Below are 17,092 nucleotides of genomic sequence, written 5' to 3'. Positions count from 1 at the left end.
TCGGCGTGGCCGAGTGCGACGACTACCTGTCCAAGGTCAACGCCTGCTTGACCGCCAAGGTGCCCGAAGCGCAGCGCGCTGCGTTCCAGGCCAGCCTCGACCAGAGCCGCAGCGCCTGGGCGCAGGCCGCTTCCACCCCGCAGGGCAAGGAAGCGCTGGCCAACGCGTGCAAGACCGCGCTGGAGCAGAGCAAGGCTCAGTACGCCGCGTTCGGCTGCACGCTGTAATCGCGTCGGACCCGTGGGCGGCTAGATCGCCGCCAGCGAGTTCGTAGCATTCGACGCCCCGGCAAGCCGGGGCGTCGTCGTTTTGCAGACACGCAAAAGAAAACGGCGCCCCCTTTGCAAAAGGGGGCGAGCGCCCGGCGCCGGCACGAAGCCATAAACGCAACTACAGCGCGGGGGATTACTCCAAGCCGCGGTGCTTCTCCACAGCCAAAGCAAATCCCCCCTACCCCCCTTTTTCAAAGGGGGGAACAGCAAAAAACATCGCCCCCTTTGCAAAAGGGGGCGAGCGCCCGGCGCAAGTACGAAGCCATAGACGCAACTACAGCGCGGGGGATTACCCCGAGCCGCGGTGTTTCTCCACAGCCAAAGCAAATCCCCCTACCCCCCTTTTTCAAAGGGGGGAACAGCAGAAGCGCGCGCGCTTCCGCCGTGACGTTTTGTCACGAAGCCCCCACCCGCCCATGCGATCATCCGCCCATGTCGAAATCCTATCTGTCCCGCTGCGCCATCCTGGCCGCAGCCCTGCTCGCGGCCTGCACGCAAGTGAACGTACACGGCGACCCCAAAGCCTGGGCGAAAACCCAGAACGACACCGCCGCCGGCGCTACCGACGCACCGCTGCGCGTGGCGACCTACAACACCTCGCTCTACGACGAAGCCGACGGCGGCTTGATCCGCCGCCTGCAAGCCGGCGACGACAACGCGCGCAAGATCGCCGCGGTCCTGCAGCGAGTGCGGCCGGACCTGGTGCTGCTCAACGAGTTCGACTACGACGCGCAACAACGCGCGGCCGAGTTGTTCCAACGCGATTACCTGGAAGTCGCTCAACCCGGCGGCGGCGAGGCGCTGCGTTATCCCTACCGTTACCTCGCACCGGTCAACACCGGCGTGCCCAGCGGCCTGGATCTGGACGGCGACGGCCAATCCGGCGACGCCCAACGCGGCGACCGCGCACGCGGCAACGATGCCTGGGGCTACGGCCTGCATCCGGGCCAATACGGGATGCTGGTCCTGTCGCGCTACCCGATCGACACCGCCGCGGTGCGCACCTTCCAGACCTTGCGCTGGGCCAACCTGCCCGGCGCGCGCCAACCGCGCGATCCCAACACCGGCAAACCGTGGTACGCGGCGAGCGTTTGGCCGCAAATGCGGCTGTCGTCGAAATCGCATTGGGACGTTCCGGTGCGCACGCCACTGGGCGTGCTGCACTTCCTCGCCGCGCACCCGACCCCGCCGGTGTTCGATGGCCCGGAGGACCGCAACGGCGCGCGCAACTTCGATGAGATCGGCCTGTGGGCTCGCTATCTCGACGGCGGCACGCCGGCCTGGCTGTGCGACGACCAAGGCCGCTGCGGCGGTTTGGCTAACGATGCGCGCTTCGTCATCGTCGGCGACATGAACGCAGATCCCGTCGACGGCGACGGCGTACCGGGCTCGATCAAGCAACTGCTCGATCACCCGCGCGTCGACGCCAGCCACGTACCGCACAGCGAAGGCGCGGCCGAACGGGCCAAGTTCTACGGCTTCCCGCGCAAGGGCGACATCGCCCAACACACCGGCGATTTCGGTCCCAAGGCCGGTACCTTGCGTCTGGACTACGTGCTGCCCTCGCGCGGCTGGCAGGTGCGCGAGACCGGCGTGTTCTGGCCGAAGGCCGGGACGGACGATGCGAAGATTTCCGAAGCCAGCGATCACCATTTGGTGTGGGTGGATTTGGCGAACTGATTCGCGGCCAGACGCATGACGGGGGATAAGCGATGAATCGTTTGCGCGATGCATGCGTTGCCGCGCTGCTTATGCTCGCCGCGACCGCCTGCGCAGCGCCCGACGCGGACCGGCCAAGCGCCGACGCCACGCCGGCGCGACCGGTCCTGGCCGAGCCGCCACCGCCACCGCCGCCTCCGGATGTGGGCGACCTCAGCCGCTACCAGGCCTGCAAGGCGCCGCCGCGGCGGGCGCTGTCGGAGCGGGAGCGCTGCCAAATCGAGAAACTCTCCGCCCGCTGCACGCCGGGCGACGACTGCCGCGTCACCTGCCTGTCCAGTCCGGACGTGGAGAAAGTCGGCGGCCGCTGCGGGCACGAATGCGGTTTCGCCCGCGACAACAGCGGCGGCCCCGCGCCCGGTTTAGCAGATTGCGATTCTCTGCCCGGCCCCAACAATCTCGGCGCTGGAACTTGATTGGAAGCGCGGCAGCATGAGCGAGAACGATTTGTCGCGGTCGGCGGCGAGCTCTCGCGCCAAATCGACGACGGCTGGATCGAGAGGCGTCCTCCCGAGCATCGATGCGCGGACGCGATCCGAATCCCGAATCAACGTGCCTCGCCGAATTCCCGAATGACTTCGATCGTCCCCACGATCCGATCGTTCAGCGCTTCCAGTTCTTCGGCCGGAATCCACCACTCGGTGTGATGCGCGCCACCGACCTTTTCGATCCGATAGCGGGCCATGAAATCGGCGCACACGCGAAAGCGGGTCACCGCGCCGTAGCCGCTGTCTTTGACGTTCCAGCGTTCGGCGATTTCGGCCGCGTAGCGTTCGTTGGTGACCGGGTAGAAGATCGGCTGCTCGGGCAGCCGCGGCGGCCAGCGTTTGAACCCGCTCTCGCGCAGCAACGCCAGTTCGGCGGGGCCGACCGGGCGGTACAACACGACGGTGTCGGCGATCTGGCTATCGATGTGCTCGCTCATTGCACGGTTCCGTGTGCGCGCCGCAAGCGGCGCAATCGCAATGGATCGGCTTCGGGCGGCGCCCATCGCCGCCCTGTCGTTCAAACCCGGATCACTCCGGCTTTTTGCTTGCCACGACCGGCGCAGGCGCGTCCGCGGGCGTCGGCGCGACAGCCGGCGCCGCACTCGTGACAGCCGCCGCCTTCGCGCTCGCCGCCTTAACCACCCGCGGCCCAAACCCAAACGCGCCTTCGCCGTGCGCCGAAACGATCATCCGCACCATGCTGCCCGGCACCATCAGCTCCAGCGACAGATCGCGCCCGTCCGAGGTCCGTCCTTCCAAGGTCATCTCGGTGAACGCGCCGCCGGTGTCGATTTCCTTGCACAGCACGTGCGCGCCGGCCGGGCCGTCGAGCAGATACGGACGGATCGCTTCGCCCAGCACTTCCAGCGCCTGCGGGAAGAAGAAAACCGCATACCCCTGTGTTTCGTTCATCGTCGCTCCCAATGGGTCCAGTGGCTGGCGTCGCTCAGCGCAGTTCGATCTGCAATTGCGCCGCCGCGTCGCGCGCCTTGGCGCGGGCTTGATCGACGTCCGCGGCCAAGGCCAGGGTCACCGCGACCCGGCGCTGCCCTTCCACCCGCGGCTTGCCGAACAGACGCAGTTGGGTGTCGGTCTGGCCCAGGGCCGCGTCGACGCCGGAGAACACCGGCACGCCGTGGCCCTGCGCCAGCACCGCGCACGAAGCGGCGGCGCCGTGTTCGCGGATGGTCGGAATCGGCAGGCCGAGAATCGCCCGCGCGTGCAGGGCGAATTCGCTCAAGTCCTGCGAGATCAGCGTCACCAGGCCGGTGTCGTGCGGGCGCGGCGAAACTTCGCTGAACCAGACTTCGTCGCCCTTGACGAACAACTCCACCCCGAACACGCCGAAGCCGCCCAGATCGTCGGTGATGGTGCGCGCGATCTCCTGCGAGCGGGCCAGCGCGACCGGGCTCATCGCCTGCGGCTGCCAGCTCTCGCGGTAATCGCCGTCGCGCTGCAGATGGCCGATCGGCGCGCAGAAGGTGGTGCCGCCGGCGTGGCGCACGGTCAGCAGGGTGATTTCGTAATCGAAGTCGATGAAGCCTTCGACGATGACCCGGCCGGCGCCGGCGCGGCCGCCGGTCTGGGCGTAGTCCCAGGCCTTGTCGATGTCGCCGGGATTGCGCACCAGGCTCTGGCCCTTGCCCGAGGACGACATCACCGGCTTGATCACGCACGGCAGGCCGAGTTCGGCCACGGCGGTGCGGTAATCCTCGACGGTGTCGACGAAGCGGTACGGCGAGACCGGCAGATTCAGCGTCTCCGCGGCCAGCCGGCGGATGCCTTCGCGGTCCATGGTCAGGCGTGCGGCGCGCGCGGTCGGGATCACCCGGGTGGCGCTGCCGCGCTCGGCGAACTCGCGTTCCAGCTCGACCAGGGTCTGGGTGTGGATGGCCTCGATCTCCGGCACGATCAGGTTCGGCCGCTCGGCCGCGATCAACGCGCGCACCGCCTGGCCGTCGAGCATGTCCAGCACGTGGCTGCGGTGGGCGACCTGCATCGCCGGCGCATCGGCGTAACGGTCGGCGGCGATCACCTCCACGCCGAAGCGCTGCAGCTCGATCGCCACCTCTTTGCCCAATTCGCCCGAGCCGAGCAGAAGCACGCGCAAAGCGTGTGGAGACAGCGGCGTGCCGAGCGTGATCATGCGTGCAACCTCGAAGCGTGGGGATGAGCCTAGTCTAACTTTCCCGCGCCGACCCGCGGCCGCGGGCTATGGCCGGCCACGGCCGCATGCGATGCTGTGGGCATGCCCTCCTCCCCCGCACGGCACCCTTCCAGTGCCGCTTCAGCCCCGCCCGACCGCGAGCGCGCAGCGCCGGCGCAACGGCCGTGGCGTTGGCGGGCGCTGGGCATCGCGGCGTTGGCCGCGGCGCTGCTGGGCGGGATCGCGGTGGTGTCGTGTTCGCACCGGTCCGGTCCGCCCGAGCCCGGCACCAGCCAGCTCAGCGGCATGCTGCTGGACCCGCAGTTGTCGGAAATCAGCGGGCTGGCGGCGTCGCGCCGGCATCCGGGCGTGCTGTGGATGCACGACGACGGCGGCAACCCGGAGCGCTTGTTCGCGGTGGCCGCCAACGGCGACCGCCTGGCGACCTTGCGCATCGAAGGGGTGACCAAGACCGACTGGGAAGACATCGCCGCCTTCGACCTCGACGGCCGCCACTACTTGCTGATCGCCGACACCGGCGACAACGGCGGCCTGCGCCGCAGCCTGCAACTGCACATCGTCGAAGAGCCCGAGCGGATCGAGAACGCGCGGCTCAAGCCGGCCTGGTCGATCGCGTTCCGCTGGCCCGACGGCGCGCGCGACTGCGAGGCGGTGGCGGTCGATGTGGCGCGCAAGCAAGTGCTACTGATTTCCAAGAAACGGCAACCGCCGGAACTGTTCTCGCTGCCGCTGATGCCGGCCGGCAACGCGCTGCAGACGGCGACCAAGCTCGGCGAACTGGCCGGCGTGCCGCAGCCCGACCCGGAACTGCGCAAGAACAATCCGACCCGGGCGCGGCTTCAGGGCCAGATCACCGCCGCCGATATCGCCCCCGACGGCAACACCCTGGCGGTGATGACCTACCGCTATCTGCTGCTGTACCCGCGCCAGCCCGACCAGAGCTGGGCGCAAGCGGTCGCCGGCACCCCGCGGGTGCGCGACCTGCCCTGGCTGCCGCAGGCCGAAGCCCTGGGCTGGGCCGCCGACGGACGCAGCCTGTACGCGACCGGCGAGTTCATTCCGGCGCCGCTGTACCAAATCGCCCCGTGAGGCTGGCGACGCGATCGGCCGCCCCGCGGTCGCGGCTTGCACCGCTCCTACAGGGGCTTCGGGACGATCTGGGCTACCTGTAGGAGCGGCGCAAGCCGCGACCGCGACATCGCAACCACGGCGCAACCGCCCCACCCAACGCCCCGACCCGACAAACGGCGTGCATATCTGATATCAATCTGATATCACTATAGCCAGAACCCCAAGGACGAGCCGCCATGAAAGAGAACCCCACCCAATCCCTCCCGGGCATCCCGGTCCTGCTGGGCTGCATCGCCGCCGGCGCGCTGGCCGCGTTCGGGTTCTTCGGCGGCGTCGACGCCGGCCACGGCCTGGGCGTGCTGCTGTCGGTGCTGCTCGGCGCGGGCGTGTTCTGCGTCCTGGCCGGGCTGTACAAGATCGAGCCCAACCAGGCCGCGGTGCTGAGCCTGTTCGGCAAGTACGTCGGCACGGTCAAGGACAACGGCCTGCGCTGGAACAACCCGCTCTACGCCAAGCGCAAGGTCAGCCAGCGCGTGCGCAACTTCGAAAGCGGCAAGCTCAAGGTCAACGAACTCGACGGCAGCCCGATCGAAATCGCCGCGGTGATCGTCTGGCAGGTGGTCGATTCGGCCGAAGCGGTCTACAACGTCGACGACTACGAAACCTTCGTCCACATCCAGTCCGAATCGGCGCTGCGGGCGATGGCCACCAGCTATCCCTACGACCAGCACGAAGACGGCCAGCTGTCGCTGCGCAGCCACGCCAACGAAATCTCGCTGCACCTCAAGCAAGAGCTGCAAGAGCGCCTGGCCGACGCCGGCATCAACGTGGTCGACGCGCGCATCAGCCACCTCGCCTACGCCGCCGAAATCGCCCACGCCATGCTGCAGCGCCAGCAGGCCAACGCGGTGATCGCCGCGCGCACCCGGATCGTCGCCGGCGCGGTCGGCATGGTCGAAATGGCCCTGGCCGAGTTGCAGAAAAACGGTGTGGTCCAGCTGGACGAAGAGCGCAAGGCGCAGATGGTCAGCAATCTGCTGGTGGTGCTGTGCGGCGACCGCAGCACCCAGCCGATCGTCAACGCCGGCACCTTGTACTGAGCGCGCACGCATGGCCGCCGCACTCCACGCGTTCATCCTGCCCGGCGCGATGGTGATCAGCGCCGTTCCGATCCTGGTCGCCGCGGTGCTGGTCGCGCGCGGCAACCTGCACCTGGTCAACGGCCTGGACGCCTCGCGCCTGCGCGATCCGGCCGCCACCGCGGCGCGGCTGGCGCGGCTGTTGGCGCTGGTCGCCATCGCCTTGCTGCTGTCGGCGCTGGGCTATTACTGGGCCGCCGGCGATCAGACCCGCATCATCGGCGTCAGCGTCGCCCTGCTGCTGGCGGTCAACGGCTTGGCGGTGGCGCTGATCGTCGCCGCGGCCAAGGCGCGCCGCGACTATCGCGACGCGCCGCCCGATGCCGACGGCAACCGCGACCCACGGAATCGGCGCCGGTGAGCGAGAAGAAAGCCTATCCGCTGCGGATCAGCGCCGACGTGCTCGCCGCCGCGCAGCGCTGGGCCGACGATGAGTTGCGTTCGCTCAACGCCCAGATCGAATATGTCCTGCGCGACGCCCTGCGCAAGAGCGGCCGGCTGCCGCGCCAGGATCCCCCGACGCCCGAGGAAGACGCATGAGCCCGCAGTGGAAACATCACGTCACCGAACTGACCTATCAGCTGTTCGAGGCGCCGATGCGCGAACGCATCCAGACCGAACTCGACCTGCGCGCCGCGCAGGGCTGGGAACTGGTCGCGGTCGAACACGACCCGGCCATTCTCGGCACCCGCCTGTACTTCAAGCAGCCGGCGTAAACGATTCGTTAGCGCACGCGCCCTGGCACGCCCGCGCCGCAACCGCTAACCTGCGTGCATGCGCGGCCCCGGCACCTTGTTGATCAACACGCCACAGATCGAACTCTGGCCGGGCGGCCTGCTGCGCGCGCGCAGCAACCACGACGCGCGCGCCCTGGCCCGCGCTCGGCATGTGCTGCGGCGCAAGCGCGACGGCCGTTTCCTCGCCGCCGATCTGCCCGAGGGGCTGTTGCCGCTGGTGTACCGGCTGATGCGCGAGGACGGCATCGACGCGGCGCTGGACGCATTGGATTGCATCGTCGAGTACCGCCGCGAAGGCTTGGTCCGGGTCGGGCAACTGCCGCTGGACCGGCTCGAAGAACGCCTCGCCGGTCTCGGCCTGGACGCGCCCGGTTATCAAGCGCGCACCGGCCTGGAACTGATCGCCGAACCCGACCGCCTGAGCCTGGCCGGTTTCGACCGCTACCGCCGCCCGCTGTGGCTGCATCCGGCCGCGGCGCGCGCCTGGACCCATCTGCGCGATGCCGCGCTGCGCGAGGACGTGGTGCTCGATGCGATATCGGGTTATCGCAGCCACGATTACCAACTGGGCATCTTCGAACGCAAACTCGCGCGCGGGCAAAGCGTCGAGGAAATCCTCACCGTCAACGCCGCGCCGGGCTACAGCGAACACCACAGCGGCCTGGCTCTGGACATCGGCACGCCCGGCGAGCCGCCGGCCGAAGAATCCTTCGAAGCCACCGCCGCGTTCGCCTGGCTGCGCGAGCGCGCCGGCGGCTACGGCTTCGTCATGAGTTATCCGCGCGACAACCCGCACGGCATCGTTTACGAACCCTGGCATTGGCGCTACGCCGCGGTTTGATCCGGCCGCCGCGCCTGCACTGCTCCACCCGAAAGGACTCGACCGCATGAGCAGCTTGATGATTCTGGTCGCCGGCCCCTACCGCTCCGGCACCGGCGACGACCCCGCCAAGATCGCCGCCAACGTCGCGGCGATGACCGACACCGCGCTGGCCCTGTTCCGCGCCGGCCATTTGCCGGTGCTCGGCGAATGGTATGCGCTGCCGCTGATCGAACACGCCGGCTCCAGCGGCATCGGCGATGCGGTGTTCGACGAAATCTTTCACCCGATCTCGCGCCGACTGGTCGCGCATTGCGATGGCTGCCTGCGTATCGGCGGCGCTTCGGCCGGCGCCGACGAAATGGTGGCGATCGCGCGCGAGCACGGCAAGGCGGTGTATTTCTCCTTCGATGAGATACCGCCGGCGCGATAAGCGCGGCGGCCGCGCGATGCGGCGGCGATGGGTTTCGCTCAGCCCGCGTTGGGTCGGCGCGGATTACAAAGAATCACCGCCGCGGGAGCAGGCGGGATCGTTCGAGACCCTCGATACACCGATCCGCTCAAGGAGCTGTCGATGAGCATGCCGTGGTTGCGGCCGGGCGCCGCGCAGAATGTCCCGCCCTTTCGTCGCGTCGACCGGCTGCCGATCCAGAACCTTTGCATCCTTCGACCCAGCAACCCGCCTGGCTGCCGCTGAGCGCTGCGCAGCCCGACGCGCCGAGTTGACCGCGCCCTCTACTTTCCCGAGCCTGGCCATGGACGCCCACGATTCGACCGATTCGCTTTCCCCACACCCGCTCGACTCGCAAAGCGACGGCGTCGATCGCGCGCGCCGCCGCGTGCTGCAAGGCCTGCTCGCCACCGGCGCGCTCGCCGCCGGCGCCTGCGCCCGCGAGCAAACCAACGCCGACGACGAACGCTGGATCGACGACATCAGCCGGATCGAATCGACCCGCGCCGGCAGTGTGGTGCGCCCGGCCACGGTCGCCGCCGTCGCCGCCGCCCTCGCCCGCAGCCGCGGCGCGGTCTCCATCGGCGGCGCGCGTTGCAGCATGGGCGGGCAGATCGGTTGCGAAGGTTCGTTGCACTTGGACATGCGCGGGCTGAACCGGCTGGTCGCGCTCGATCCGGCGCGCCGGCGCGTGCGCGTGCAGGCGGGCATGTCGTGGCGGGAACTGCAGGAACACATCGATCCGCACGGCCTGGCGGTGTCGATCATGCAGAGCTACGGCAACTTCAGCATCGGCGGCTCGATCTCGGTCAACTGCCACGGCCGCTATGTCGGCAAGGGCAGCCTGATCCACAGCCTGCGCGCGCTGCAGTTGATCGACGGCGAAGGCCGCGCGCACGAACTCAGCCGCGAGTCGCAACCCGAGTTGTTCCGCGCCGTGGTCGGCGGCTACGGCGGTCTGGGCGTGGTCAGCGAAGCCGAGTTCGATCTCAGCGCCAATCACCGCATCGCCCGCCGCGCCGAGCGAGTGGCGCTGGACGACTATCCGGCCTGGTTCGTCGAACGCGTGCATGCCGACCCGGCCAGCGTGCTGCACAACGCCGACTTGCTGCCGCCGCGGTTCGACGCGCCGGTCGCGGTCACCTGGACCCGCTGCGAGGAACCGCTGACCCGCGCCGAACGGCTGGTGCCGCGCGGCGGCGACTACCGCCGCGACCGCAAGCTGATCTGGACCGCGTCGGAGCTGCCGGTGGGGCCGTGGCTGCGCGAGCGCTATTCGGTGGAAGAACTGCTGCGCGAACGCGAAGTGGTCTGGCGCAACCGCGAAGCCAGCCTCGACATCGCCTCGCTGGAGCCGAGCACGCGCCGCTACTCGACCTACCTGCTGCAGGAGTACTTCATCCCGGTTCCGGCGTTCGCCGCGTTCGCGCGGGTCATGGCCAAGCTGCTGCGCGACAACGAAGTGCATGCGCTTAACGTTTCGATCCGGCACGCGCCGGCCGATACGCAATCGCTGTTGAGCTGGTCGCCGACGCAGGTGTTCTCGTTCGTGCTGTACCACAAGCAACGCAGCGGCCTGCGCGCCGACGCGGTCGCCGGGCAATGGACGCGGCGGCTGATCGACGCCGCGCTCGATCACGGCGGCCGCCACTATCTGCCGTATCGGCTGCACGCCACGCGCGAACAGTTCCTGCGCGGCTATCCGGGCGCGACCCGGTTCGCCGAGCTCAAACGCGGGATCGATCCGCAGCGGCGCTTCCGCAATCGGCTGTGGGACAAGTACCTGCCCGGCTGAGCGGGCAGCGGTTCGGCGCCGGTCAGTCCTGCGAGCGATTGACCTTCGGCTTGGGCCCGTCGGCGATATCGGCGATCCGCCACAGGTACAGACTCGCGTAACTGCGGTACGGCCCCCAACGCTCGCCGATCTCGGCCAGCGCCTTCGGCGCCGGCATGGCCTCGAGCTTGTCCACCCGCTGCGCGCCCTTGCGGATGCCCAGATCGTCGACCGGCAAGATGTCCGGCCGGCCCAGGCGGAACATCAGCATCATCTCCACCGTCCAGCGGCCGATGCCGCGGATCGGCACCAGCGCGGCGATGATCGCGTCGTTGTCCATGTGCGCCATCCGGCGCAGATCGGGAATCTCGCCGCGCGCCTCGCGCGCCGCCAGATCGCGCAGCGCCAGCAGCTTGTTGCCCGACACGCCGCATCCGCGCAGGGTCGCGTCGTCGCAAACGCCCAAGGTGTCGCAGTGCAGGCGCGCGCTGCCGATCGCGGCCTCGACCCGGCCGACGATGGTCGAGGCGGCCTTGCCGCTGAGCTGCTGGAACAAGATCGCCCGCGCCAGCGCGTCGACCGGATCGAAGCGTTGCCGCCAGCGCGGATCGGTCCGGATCGGGCCGTTCTCCAACGCGTCGACCTTCTTCATCCACGCGCCGAGCTTGCGGTCGCGGCGGCTCAGGTGCTCGTGCGCGAGCTGCGCATCGAAGCCGCGGACGTGGCGCGGCACGCTCAGCGCCTCAAGGCGTCGACGGCGTAGACCAGCCACGCCAGGATCAACAGGCTGCCGCCGTAAGGCAGCAAGCCGGTGGAGGTGGCGAAGAAATGCGCGGCCGCCAGGCCGCCGGAGAACACCGCCACGCCGATCAGCAGCGCGAACAGCGCGATCCGGGTCAGCGCGCGCCGCGCCAGCGGCGCCAACGCCGCCAGCGCGACGCCGTGGCCGAAGGCGAACACCGCCGCGGTCTGCAGGCGCGATTGCGAATGCGCGTCGGCCAGGTGCGCGGCGTAGGCCGACAGCGCCACCGCGAACGCGGCCAGTACCGCGCCGGCGGCGATCAATGCGCGCAGCGACCACGCGGTCGCCACGGGCCCAGCGCTCTGGCTGGAAGAAGCGGAAAGGTTCATGCGCTAACGATATCAGCCCGCACCCGCCGCCGAGCGTCGCCGCCTGCGGCCCGCGAATCCGACATCGCGAATGCGCAACTGCGGCCAAAAAAAACGCGCCGCGGATAACCGCGGCGCGTGGGTGTTGCTGGCGACGCCGCGGTGGCGGCGTCGCGATGTGGCAAAGGCTTACTTGATCGGCCAGTACACGTCGAACTGGCCCAGGGCCGGGTCGAAGCTCGGGTCGATGCCGGCCTTCCAGGCTTCGTACGGGCGATCGGTGGTGGTGTAACCGCGGGTCAGCGCCCAGGCGCGGACGGCGTCGCGCACCGGCGGCAGCGCGGCGAAATTGTGGCCGCCGCTGGACGCCACGGCGACCTTGGACGCCGGCAGCAGCTCGGCCTTGACCGGGTTGCCCGCGCCTTCGATCTTGATGTCGAGCTTGGTGGCATCGCCGGTGCTGGTGTCGCCGACCTTGCGCACGACCTGGACCACGTCGAAGGAGTAGATCTCCGAACCGAACTCGTTGGTCACGATGCGGATCGGACCGACCGCTTCCAGACCGTTGGCGGCGATGACCTTGTTGATCCATTCCATGTTGGAGTGGATCTGGCCCTTGATCTTGTCGTTGTTGCGCTCGACCGCGGCGGTCACGCTGAGCACGTTCTCGGCCGGACGGTCGGCGACCTTGGGCGCGTTGGCCGGGTCGGACTCGGACAGCTTGGAGTAGTCGTAGTTGGGCACGGTCGCGAGCAGGTTGCTCAGGCGGGCCAGGCCCATCTTCATGTCTTCGCCGACGTTGCTGCTGACGTACAGGCCCGAGTAGCGGCCGAGCAGGTTCCAGCCGTAATCGACGTCGTAGGTCTGGGTGATGGCGACGTTGCGGTTGTTGCGGCCGGTCGGCTTGAAGGTGAACTCGGTGCGCTTGTTGTCGCCGCGCTCCGGGTTGCTGATCTTGTAGCCCACCAGCTTGCCCGGCTCGCTCTTGACGATTTCCCAGCTGCCCTTGCCCAGGCCGCGCTCATTGGAGGAGTACTCCAGGCGGGCGCCGACGCCCTCGTCCTTGCCGACGAGCTTGATCTCCATGGCGGGATCGCGGAGCGCGAGCGGATTCCATTCCTTGAAGCGACGCAGGCTGTTCAACGTATCGAACACGATGGTCAGCTTGCGGTTGGTCTCAACCGAGTGCGACAGATGGCGGCTCGCCGGCAGCGCGATGCCGACGATCAGGAACAGCGCGGCGACGATCGCCAGGGAAATCAGAATCTCGATCAGACGGGTCATTCAGGTTCTCCAGGGCCGGGCCCAGAGCGGGCCAGGGGCGCAGACCCACAATCGTAGCAAGATAAATCCCGGCAAGGGCAGCCGTCACAGCCAAGAAAAATCGCCGAAGCCGCCGCGATCCGGGTTTGGCCGCGAAAAGCCTTGAACTTGACGGCTTTTTGCCGGCTCGCGCGCGCATCGGCAAGCGCGCGCCGACGCGGAAGCGCAAATCCGGACAAGTGGCGAAGGCACCGGACGCATGCGAATGCGGCGGATCGGGCGCTCGCGGGCGCCGGGCGCGTCGCGTCGGCGGCCTCGGATGCGGTTGCCTTGAGCCCCTGCGGAGCGGCGTTGCAAGGGATTTCGTTCGGCCGCGGGCCTTGGCCGCGGCATCCGGACTACGACGAAAGTAGCGGCGCGAGTGGCCAGTCCGCGGTCGCGGCTTGTGACCGCAGGAAATCCCGTGGGACGCCGCTCCTACAGTCGCTGCGCCCTGCTTTCGCATCGGACGGGCCAGGGGCCCGCTCGCCCCTCGGCCGCCCCCTGTAGGAGCGGCGCAAGCCGCGACCGCGACACCTCGACTACGACGAAAACAGCGCCACGCCCTGCTTCCACGGTCGCCAACCCGGCAAAACTCCGCTCAGACCAACTGCAACTCGAACGCCTTCAACACCGCGCGAGTGCGGTCGCGCACCCCCAGCTTGGACAGGATGTTGGACACGTGGTTCTTGATCGTGCCCTCGGCCACGCCCAGGGAATTGGCGATTTCCTTGTTGGAAAAGCCGCCGGCCATCAGCCGCAGGATCTCGGTTTCGCGCTCGGTCAACGGGTCGGGCCGGTCCAGGCTGACGAAGTCGTTGCGCATGTGCTCCAGGCCCGACAGCAGCCGCTGGGTCATCGCCGGCTGGACCAGCGAGCCGCCCTCGGCCACGGTCTGGATCGCGCCGACCAGTTGCTCCAGCGACACGTCCTTGAGCAGATAGCCCTTGGCCCCGGCCTTGAGCCCGGCCAGGACCAGTTGGTCGTCGTCGAAGGTGGTCAGGATGATGGTCGGCGGCAGGTAGCCCGAGCGGGCCAGCGCCTGCAGCGCTTCCAGGCCCGACATCACCGGCATGCGCATGTCCATCAGGACCACGTCCGGGCGCAGGGTCGGGATGATGTCGACCGCCTGCTTGCCGTCGCTGGCCTCGCCGACGACCTCGATGCCTTCGGCCAAGGCGAGCAGCGAACGCACGCCCTGCCGGACCAGGGTCTGGTCGTCGACTAGCAACACGCGGATGGGGGTGGACGTCATGTCAAAGCTCCTTCGCGGACCATCGCGGCCGCGGTGACGGGCAAAGTCAGGTGCAGGCTGAAGCCGGCCTCGGCCCGGGTTTCGATGCGCAGGTGGCCGCCGTACTGCTGCAACCGCTCGCGCATACCGCGCAAGCCGTTGCCGGCGACCAGATGATCGGCGCCGCGGCCGTCGTCGCGCGCGCTCATGACGATCTGTTCGCCGTTGCGGCGCACGTCGATCCACAAGTGCTGCGCGCCGGCGTGGCGCACGGCGTTGGTGACGATCTCCTGGGTGCAGCGCAGCAGCACGTGGGCGCGCTCGGGATCGTCCAATGTCAGGGGCGTTTCGATGTCCATGCGGATGTCCAGCGCCGGTACGTTTTCGGCCAGCGGGCGCAGCGCCAGCGACAGGTCGATGGCGCCGTTCTCGCGCAATTGGCTGACCGCCTCGCGTACGTCGGTGAGCAGCAGCCTGGCCAGAGTATGCGCTTGCTGCACATGTTCCTTGACCCGGCCCTCGGACAAATGCCCGGCCACTTCCAGGTTCAGGCTCAGCGCGGTCAGGTGGTGGCCCAGCAAATCGTGCAGTTCGCGCGAGATCCGGGTGCGCTCGTTGATCCGGGCGCTTTCGGCCAGCAGCGCCCGGGTCGCGCGCAGTTCGGCGTTGAGCCGGCGCTGTTCCTCGCGTGCCTGGGCCTGCTGCATGGCCACCAGCGAACTGACGAAGACCAGGCTGGAGAAGCCGGCATAAGCCAGCGACTGGACAATGGCCAGCAGCGGCGGCTGGCGGATGGCGATCACGAACACCGGGATGATCGACAGATTGCTCAGGACCAGCCAGGCCACCCCGACCCGCAGCGGCAGCAACCACGGCAGCAGCCCGGCCACGACCATCAGCAGGATGCTGCCGATACCGGTGTTGGAGTAATAGCCGCTACCGATCGCGCAGGCCGTCAATACCAGCAGCAGGGCATGGTCTTCCGGCCCCGGCCGGCGCTGACCCAGCCCCCGGCTGATCCACCAATAGACCAGGCCGAAGATCAGGTGAACCGCCATCCAGCGGGCGATCACCAGGATGAAGCCCTGTTCGGAAACGCCCGGCAGCGATGAGGCCAGTTCGGGCTCCAGCCACAGGCTCAGCAGCCAGCAGGCCGCCATGGCCCAGGTGAACAAACCGGCGAACCGCATCAATTGGGTGGGAGTCAGGCGTGCCAGCATGAATGCATGCTAACGGCACAGGCATCCGGGCCGAGCCGTCCAGAAGTCATGCACTTGGCGTTCGCCGCGGACGGACGCCCGTGCGATAATCGGGACGCCGGCACGGAACGCGTGCCGGTTTTTGAATACCTGGAGCCTGGAATGTCGATCGTCGTCCGCGACGTGCGTGAGCACGAGCTGGATTCCGTCCTTGCCCTCAACAACGCCGCCGGACCCGCGATCCTGCCGCTGGATGCTGCCCGTCTGCGTCATTTTTTCGACACCGCCGAGTATTTCCGCGTCGCCGAGCGCGATGGCACCCTGGCCGGCTTCCTGATCGGCATGGGCGCCGGCAGCGATCACGACAGCAGCAATTTCCGCTGGTTTCTTGAGCGCTATCCGGACTTTTTCTATATCGACCGCATCGTCGTCGCCAGCCGCCGTCGCGGCGGCGGCGTCGGCCGCGCGTTTTACGCCGACGCCCAAAGCTACGCCGAGCTGCGCTATCCGCAGTTGGCCTGCGAGGTGTTTCTGGAAGGCGGCAACGATCCGGCGCTGCTGTTTCACGGCAGCTTCGGCTTCCGCGAGGTCGGCCAGCACCTGATGGACGAGGCCGGCGTGCGCGCGGCGATGCTGATGAAGCCGCTGTGCAGCTACCCGTGGGTGCGCGACACCTACGGCGAGGCCCTGCCCGAAGCCGACTGGCTGACCCGGCCGCGGGTGCCGGTGGCGCGCATCGAAGCCGATGCGCCGCGCCCGACCGGGACCTGCCCGTGAGCGTGGCCGTGGATTACGAACAGGCCGGCGAACTCAAAATCGGCCAGGTCGGCATCGCCAACCTGCGCATCCGCACCCTCGACGTTCAGCGTCTGACCGAAGAAATGCGCAGCCGCGTGCAGCGCGCGCCGAACATGTTCGGCCGCGCCGCGGTGGTGATCGATTTCGGCGGCCTGAGCCAGACGCCCGACGCGGCCACCGCGCAGGCGCTGCTGGAAGGTTTGCGCGCGGCCGGCGTGCTGCCGGTGGCGCTGGCCTACGGCACCAGCGAGACCGAGCGTCTGTCGCAGGCGCTGGGGTTGCCGCTGCTGGCCAAGTTCCGGGCTTCGTATGAGCGCGGCGAAGGCGCGGCCGAACCGGTAGCGGCGGCGACGCCGGCCGCGGCGGTCAAGCGCGAAGCGGCGGCGCCGGTCGCGGCAGCGGCCGAACCGGCCCGCGCGTCGCGCTCGGCAGCGCCCGCAGCGGCTGCGGCCGCATCCCCTTCGGTTGGCCTGATCCAGTCCACCCCGGTCCGCTCGGGCCAACAGATTTACGCCGACAACCGCGACCTGACCGTACTGACCACGGTCGGCGCCGGCGCCGAGGTCATCGCCGACGGCTCGGTGCACATTTACGGCCCGTTGCGCGGACGCGCGCTGGCCGGCGCCCAGGGCAACACCAAGGCGCGGATTTTCTGCCGCGAGTTCTTCGCCGAGTTGGTGGCGATCGCGGGTCATTACAAAGTGCTCGAAGACATACCGAAGGAGTTGCGCGGCAAGGCCGTGCAAATCTGGCTGGAAGACGAACAAATCAAGATTGCGGCGCTGGATTGACGCCGCACGAACGGAGGAAC

21 protein-coding genes are annotated in these 17,092 nt (G+C 68.6%); 13 read left to right on the top strand and 8 right to left on the bottom strand.

Going from position 1 to position 17,092, the window contains the following annotated elements:
• The 3 genes from V7787_RS40945 to V7787_RS40935 form a co-directional block, all read left to right on the top strand.
• On the top strand, positions 1-227 hold a 227-nt coding region (locus tag V7787_RS40945; protein ID WP_336093319.1), incomplete at its 5' end, for a hypothetical protein.
• Positions 228-704: 477 nt separating this feature from the next.
• Positions 705-1,952: an endonuclease/exonuclease/phosphatase family protein gene (locus tag V7787_RS40940; protein ID WP_336093318.1), complete on the top strand. Its 1,248-nt coding sequence runs from the start codon at positions 705-707 to the stop codon at positions 1,950-1,952.
• Positions 1,953-1,984: 32 nt separating this feature from the next.
• Positions 1,985-2,407, top strand: a complete 423-nt coding sequence (locus V7787_RS40935) for a hypothetical protein (RefSeq protein ID WP_336093317.1) — start codon at positions 1,985-1,987, stop codon at positions 2,405-2,407.
• A gap of 131 nt (positions 2,408-2,538) precedes the next feature.
• Here the strand turns inward: V7787_RS40935 and V7787_RS40930 are convergent, their stop codons facing one another.
• The 3 genes from V7787_RS40930 to purT all read right to left on the bottom strand — a co-directional run bounded on the left by V7787_RS40930 (position 2,539) and on the right by purT (position 4,625).
• Positions 2,539-2,916, bottom strand: a complete 378-nt coding sequence (locus tag V7787_RS40930) for a hypothetical protein (protein WP_336093316.1) — start codon at positions 2,914-2,916, stop codon at positions 2,539-2,541.
• A 91-nt stretch (positions 2,917-3,007) separates the two neighbouring features.
• Positions 3,008-3,391 (bottom strand): hypothetical protein, encoded by a 384-nt coding sequence (locus tag V7787_RS40925; RefSeq protein WP_336093315.1) that lies wholly within the window; start codon positions 3,389-3,391, stop codon positions 3,008-3,010.
• Between the two features lie 34 nt (positions 3,392-3,425).
• Positions 3,426-4,625 (bottom strand): formate-dependent phosphoribosylglycinamide formyltransferase, encoded by a 1,200-nt coding sequence (purT, locus tag V7787_RS40920; protein WP_336093314.1) that lies wholly within the window; start codon positions 4,623-4,625, stop codon positions 3,426-3,428.
• Between the two features lie 102 nt (positions 4,626-4,727).
• Here purT and V7787_RS40915 point away from each other — a divergent pair, with 102 nt between their 5' ends.
• The 8 genes from V7787_RS40915 (at position 4,728) to V7787_RS40880 (ending at position 10,659) form a co-directional block, all read left to right on the top strand.
• Positions 4,728-5,735 (top strand): hypothetical protein, encoded by a 1,008-nt coding sequence (locus tag V7787_RS40915; protein WP_336093313.1) that lies wholly within the window; start codon positions 4,728-4,730, stop codon positions 5,733-5,735.
• Positions 5,736-5,953: 218 nt separating this feature from the next.
• Complete coding sequence (locus V7787_RS40910; protein ID WP_336093311.1) at positions 5,954-6,817, top strand: SPFH domain-containing protein; 864 nt, start codon at positions 5,954-5,956, stop codon at positions 6,815-6,817.
• 10 nt (positions 6,818-6,827) lie between these two features.
• On the top strand, positions 6,828-7,217 hold the full coding sequence (locus tag V7787_RS40905) for a hypothetical protein (RefSeq protein ID WP_336093309.1): 390 nt from the start codon (positions 6,828-6,830) through the stop codon (positions 7,215-7,217).
• Entirely contained in the window at positions 7,214-7,396 is a 183-nt protein-coding gene (locus tag V7787_RS40900) for a hypothetical protein (protein WP_336093308.1), read from the top strand. The genes V7787_RS40905 and V7787_RS40900 overlap by 4 nt, the downstream gene beginning before the upstream one ends.
• Positions 7,393-7,572: a hypothetical protein gene (locus V7787_RS40895; protein WP_336093307.1), complete on the top strand. Its 180-nt coding sequence runs from the start codon at positions 7,393-7,395 to the stop codon at positions 7,570-7,572. Before V7787_RS40900 ends, V7787_RS40895 begins: the two co-directional genes overlap by 4 nt.
• Before the next feature lie 58 nt (positions 7,573-7,630).
• Positions 7,631-8,434, top strand: a complete 804-nt coding sequence (locus V7787_RS40890; RefSeq protein WP_336093305.1) for a M15 family metallopeptidase — start codon at positions 7,631-7,633, stop codon at positions 8,432-8,434.
• A 46-nt stretch (positions 8,435-8,480) separates the two neighbouring features.
• Positions 8,481-8,846 (top strand): hypothetical protein, encoded by a 366-nt coding sequence (locus tag V7787_RS40885; protein ID WP_336093304.1) that lies wholly within the window; start codon positions 8,481-8,483, stop codon positions 8,844-8,846.
• Positions 8,847-9,168: 322 nt separating this feature from the next.
• Positions 9,169-10,659: an FAD-binding oxidoreductase gene (locus V7787_RS40880; protein ID WP_336093303.1), complete on the top strand. Its 1,491-nt coding sequence runs from the start codon at positions 9,169-9,171 to the stop codon at positions 10,657-10,659.
• Between the two features lie 22 nt (positions 10,660-10,681).
• Here the strand turns inward: V7787_RS40880 and V7787_RS40875 are convergent, their stop codons facing one another.
• From V7787_RS40875 to V7787_RS40855, 5 genes are all read right to left on the bottom strand, one after another.
• Positions 10,682-11,371: a DNA-3-methyladenine glycosylase family protein gene (locus V7787_RS40875; RefSeq protein ID WP_336093302.1), complete on the bottom strand. Its 690-nt coding sequence runs from the start codon at positions 11,369-11,371 to the stop codon at positions 10,682-10,684.
• Between the two features lie 2 nt (positions 11,372-11,373).
• Complete coding sequence (locus V7787_RS40870; protein ID WP_336093301.1) at positions 11,374-11,769, bottom strand: DUF423 domain-containing protein; 396 nt, start codon at positions 11,767-11,769, stop codon at positions 11,374-11,376.
• A gap of 168 nt (positions 11,770-11,937) precedes the next feature.
• Positions 11,938-13,032 (bottom strand): SRPBCC family protein, encoded by a 1,095-nt coding sequence (locus tag V7787_RS40865; protein ID WP_336093300.1) that lies wholly within the window; start codon positions 13,030-13,032, stop codon positions 11,938-11,940.
• Positions 13,033-13,651: 619 nt separating this feature from the next.
• Complete coding sequence (locus V7787_RS40860) at positions 13,652-14,305, bottom strand: response regulator transcription factor (protein ID WP_336093299.1); 654 nt, start codon at positions 14,303-14,305, stop codon at positions 13,652-13,654.
• Positions 14,302-15,504, bottom strand: a complete 1,203-nt coding sequence (locus tag V7787_RS40855; protein WP_336093298.1) for a sensor histidine kinase — start codon at positions 15,502-15,504, stop codon at positions 14,302-14,304. The genes V7787_RS40860 and V7787_RS40855 overlap by 4 nt, the downstream gene beginning before the upstream one ends.
• Before the next feature lie 141 nt (positions 15,505-15,645).
• On the opposite strand from V7787_RS40855, the gene V7787_RS40850 reads away from it, so the two are divergent.
• Positions 15,646-16,260: a GNAT family N-acetyltransferase gene (locus tag V7787_RS40850; RefSeq protein WP_336093297.1), complete on the top strand. Its 615-nt coding sequence runs from the start codon at positions 15,646-15,648 to the stop codon at positions 16,258-16,260.
• Positions 16,257-17,072 carry a septum site-determining protein MinC gene (gene minC / locus V7787_RS40845; RefSeq protein WP_336093296.1) on the top strand — a complete coding sequence of 272 codons (816 nt, stop codon included), beginning with the start codon at positions 16,257-16,259 and terminating at the stop codon, positions 17,070-17,072. Before V7787_RS40850 ends, minC begins: the two co-directional genes overlap by 4 nt.
• Positions 17,073-17,092: the final 20 nt, after the last annotated feature.

Source organism: Pseudomonas sp. CGJS7 (assembly GCF_036961695.1).
Note: the sequence above shows the minus strand (reverse complement) of the source record. Positions and strands in the feature narration are given on the sequence as shown.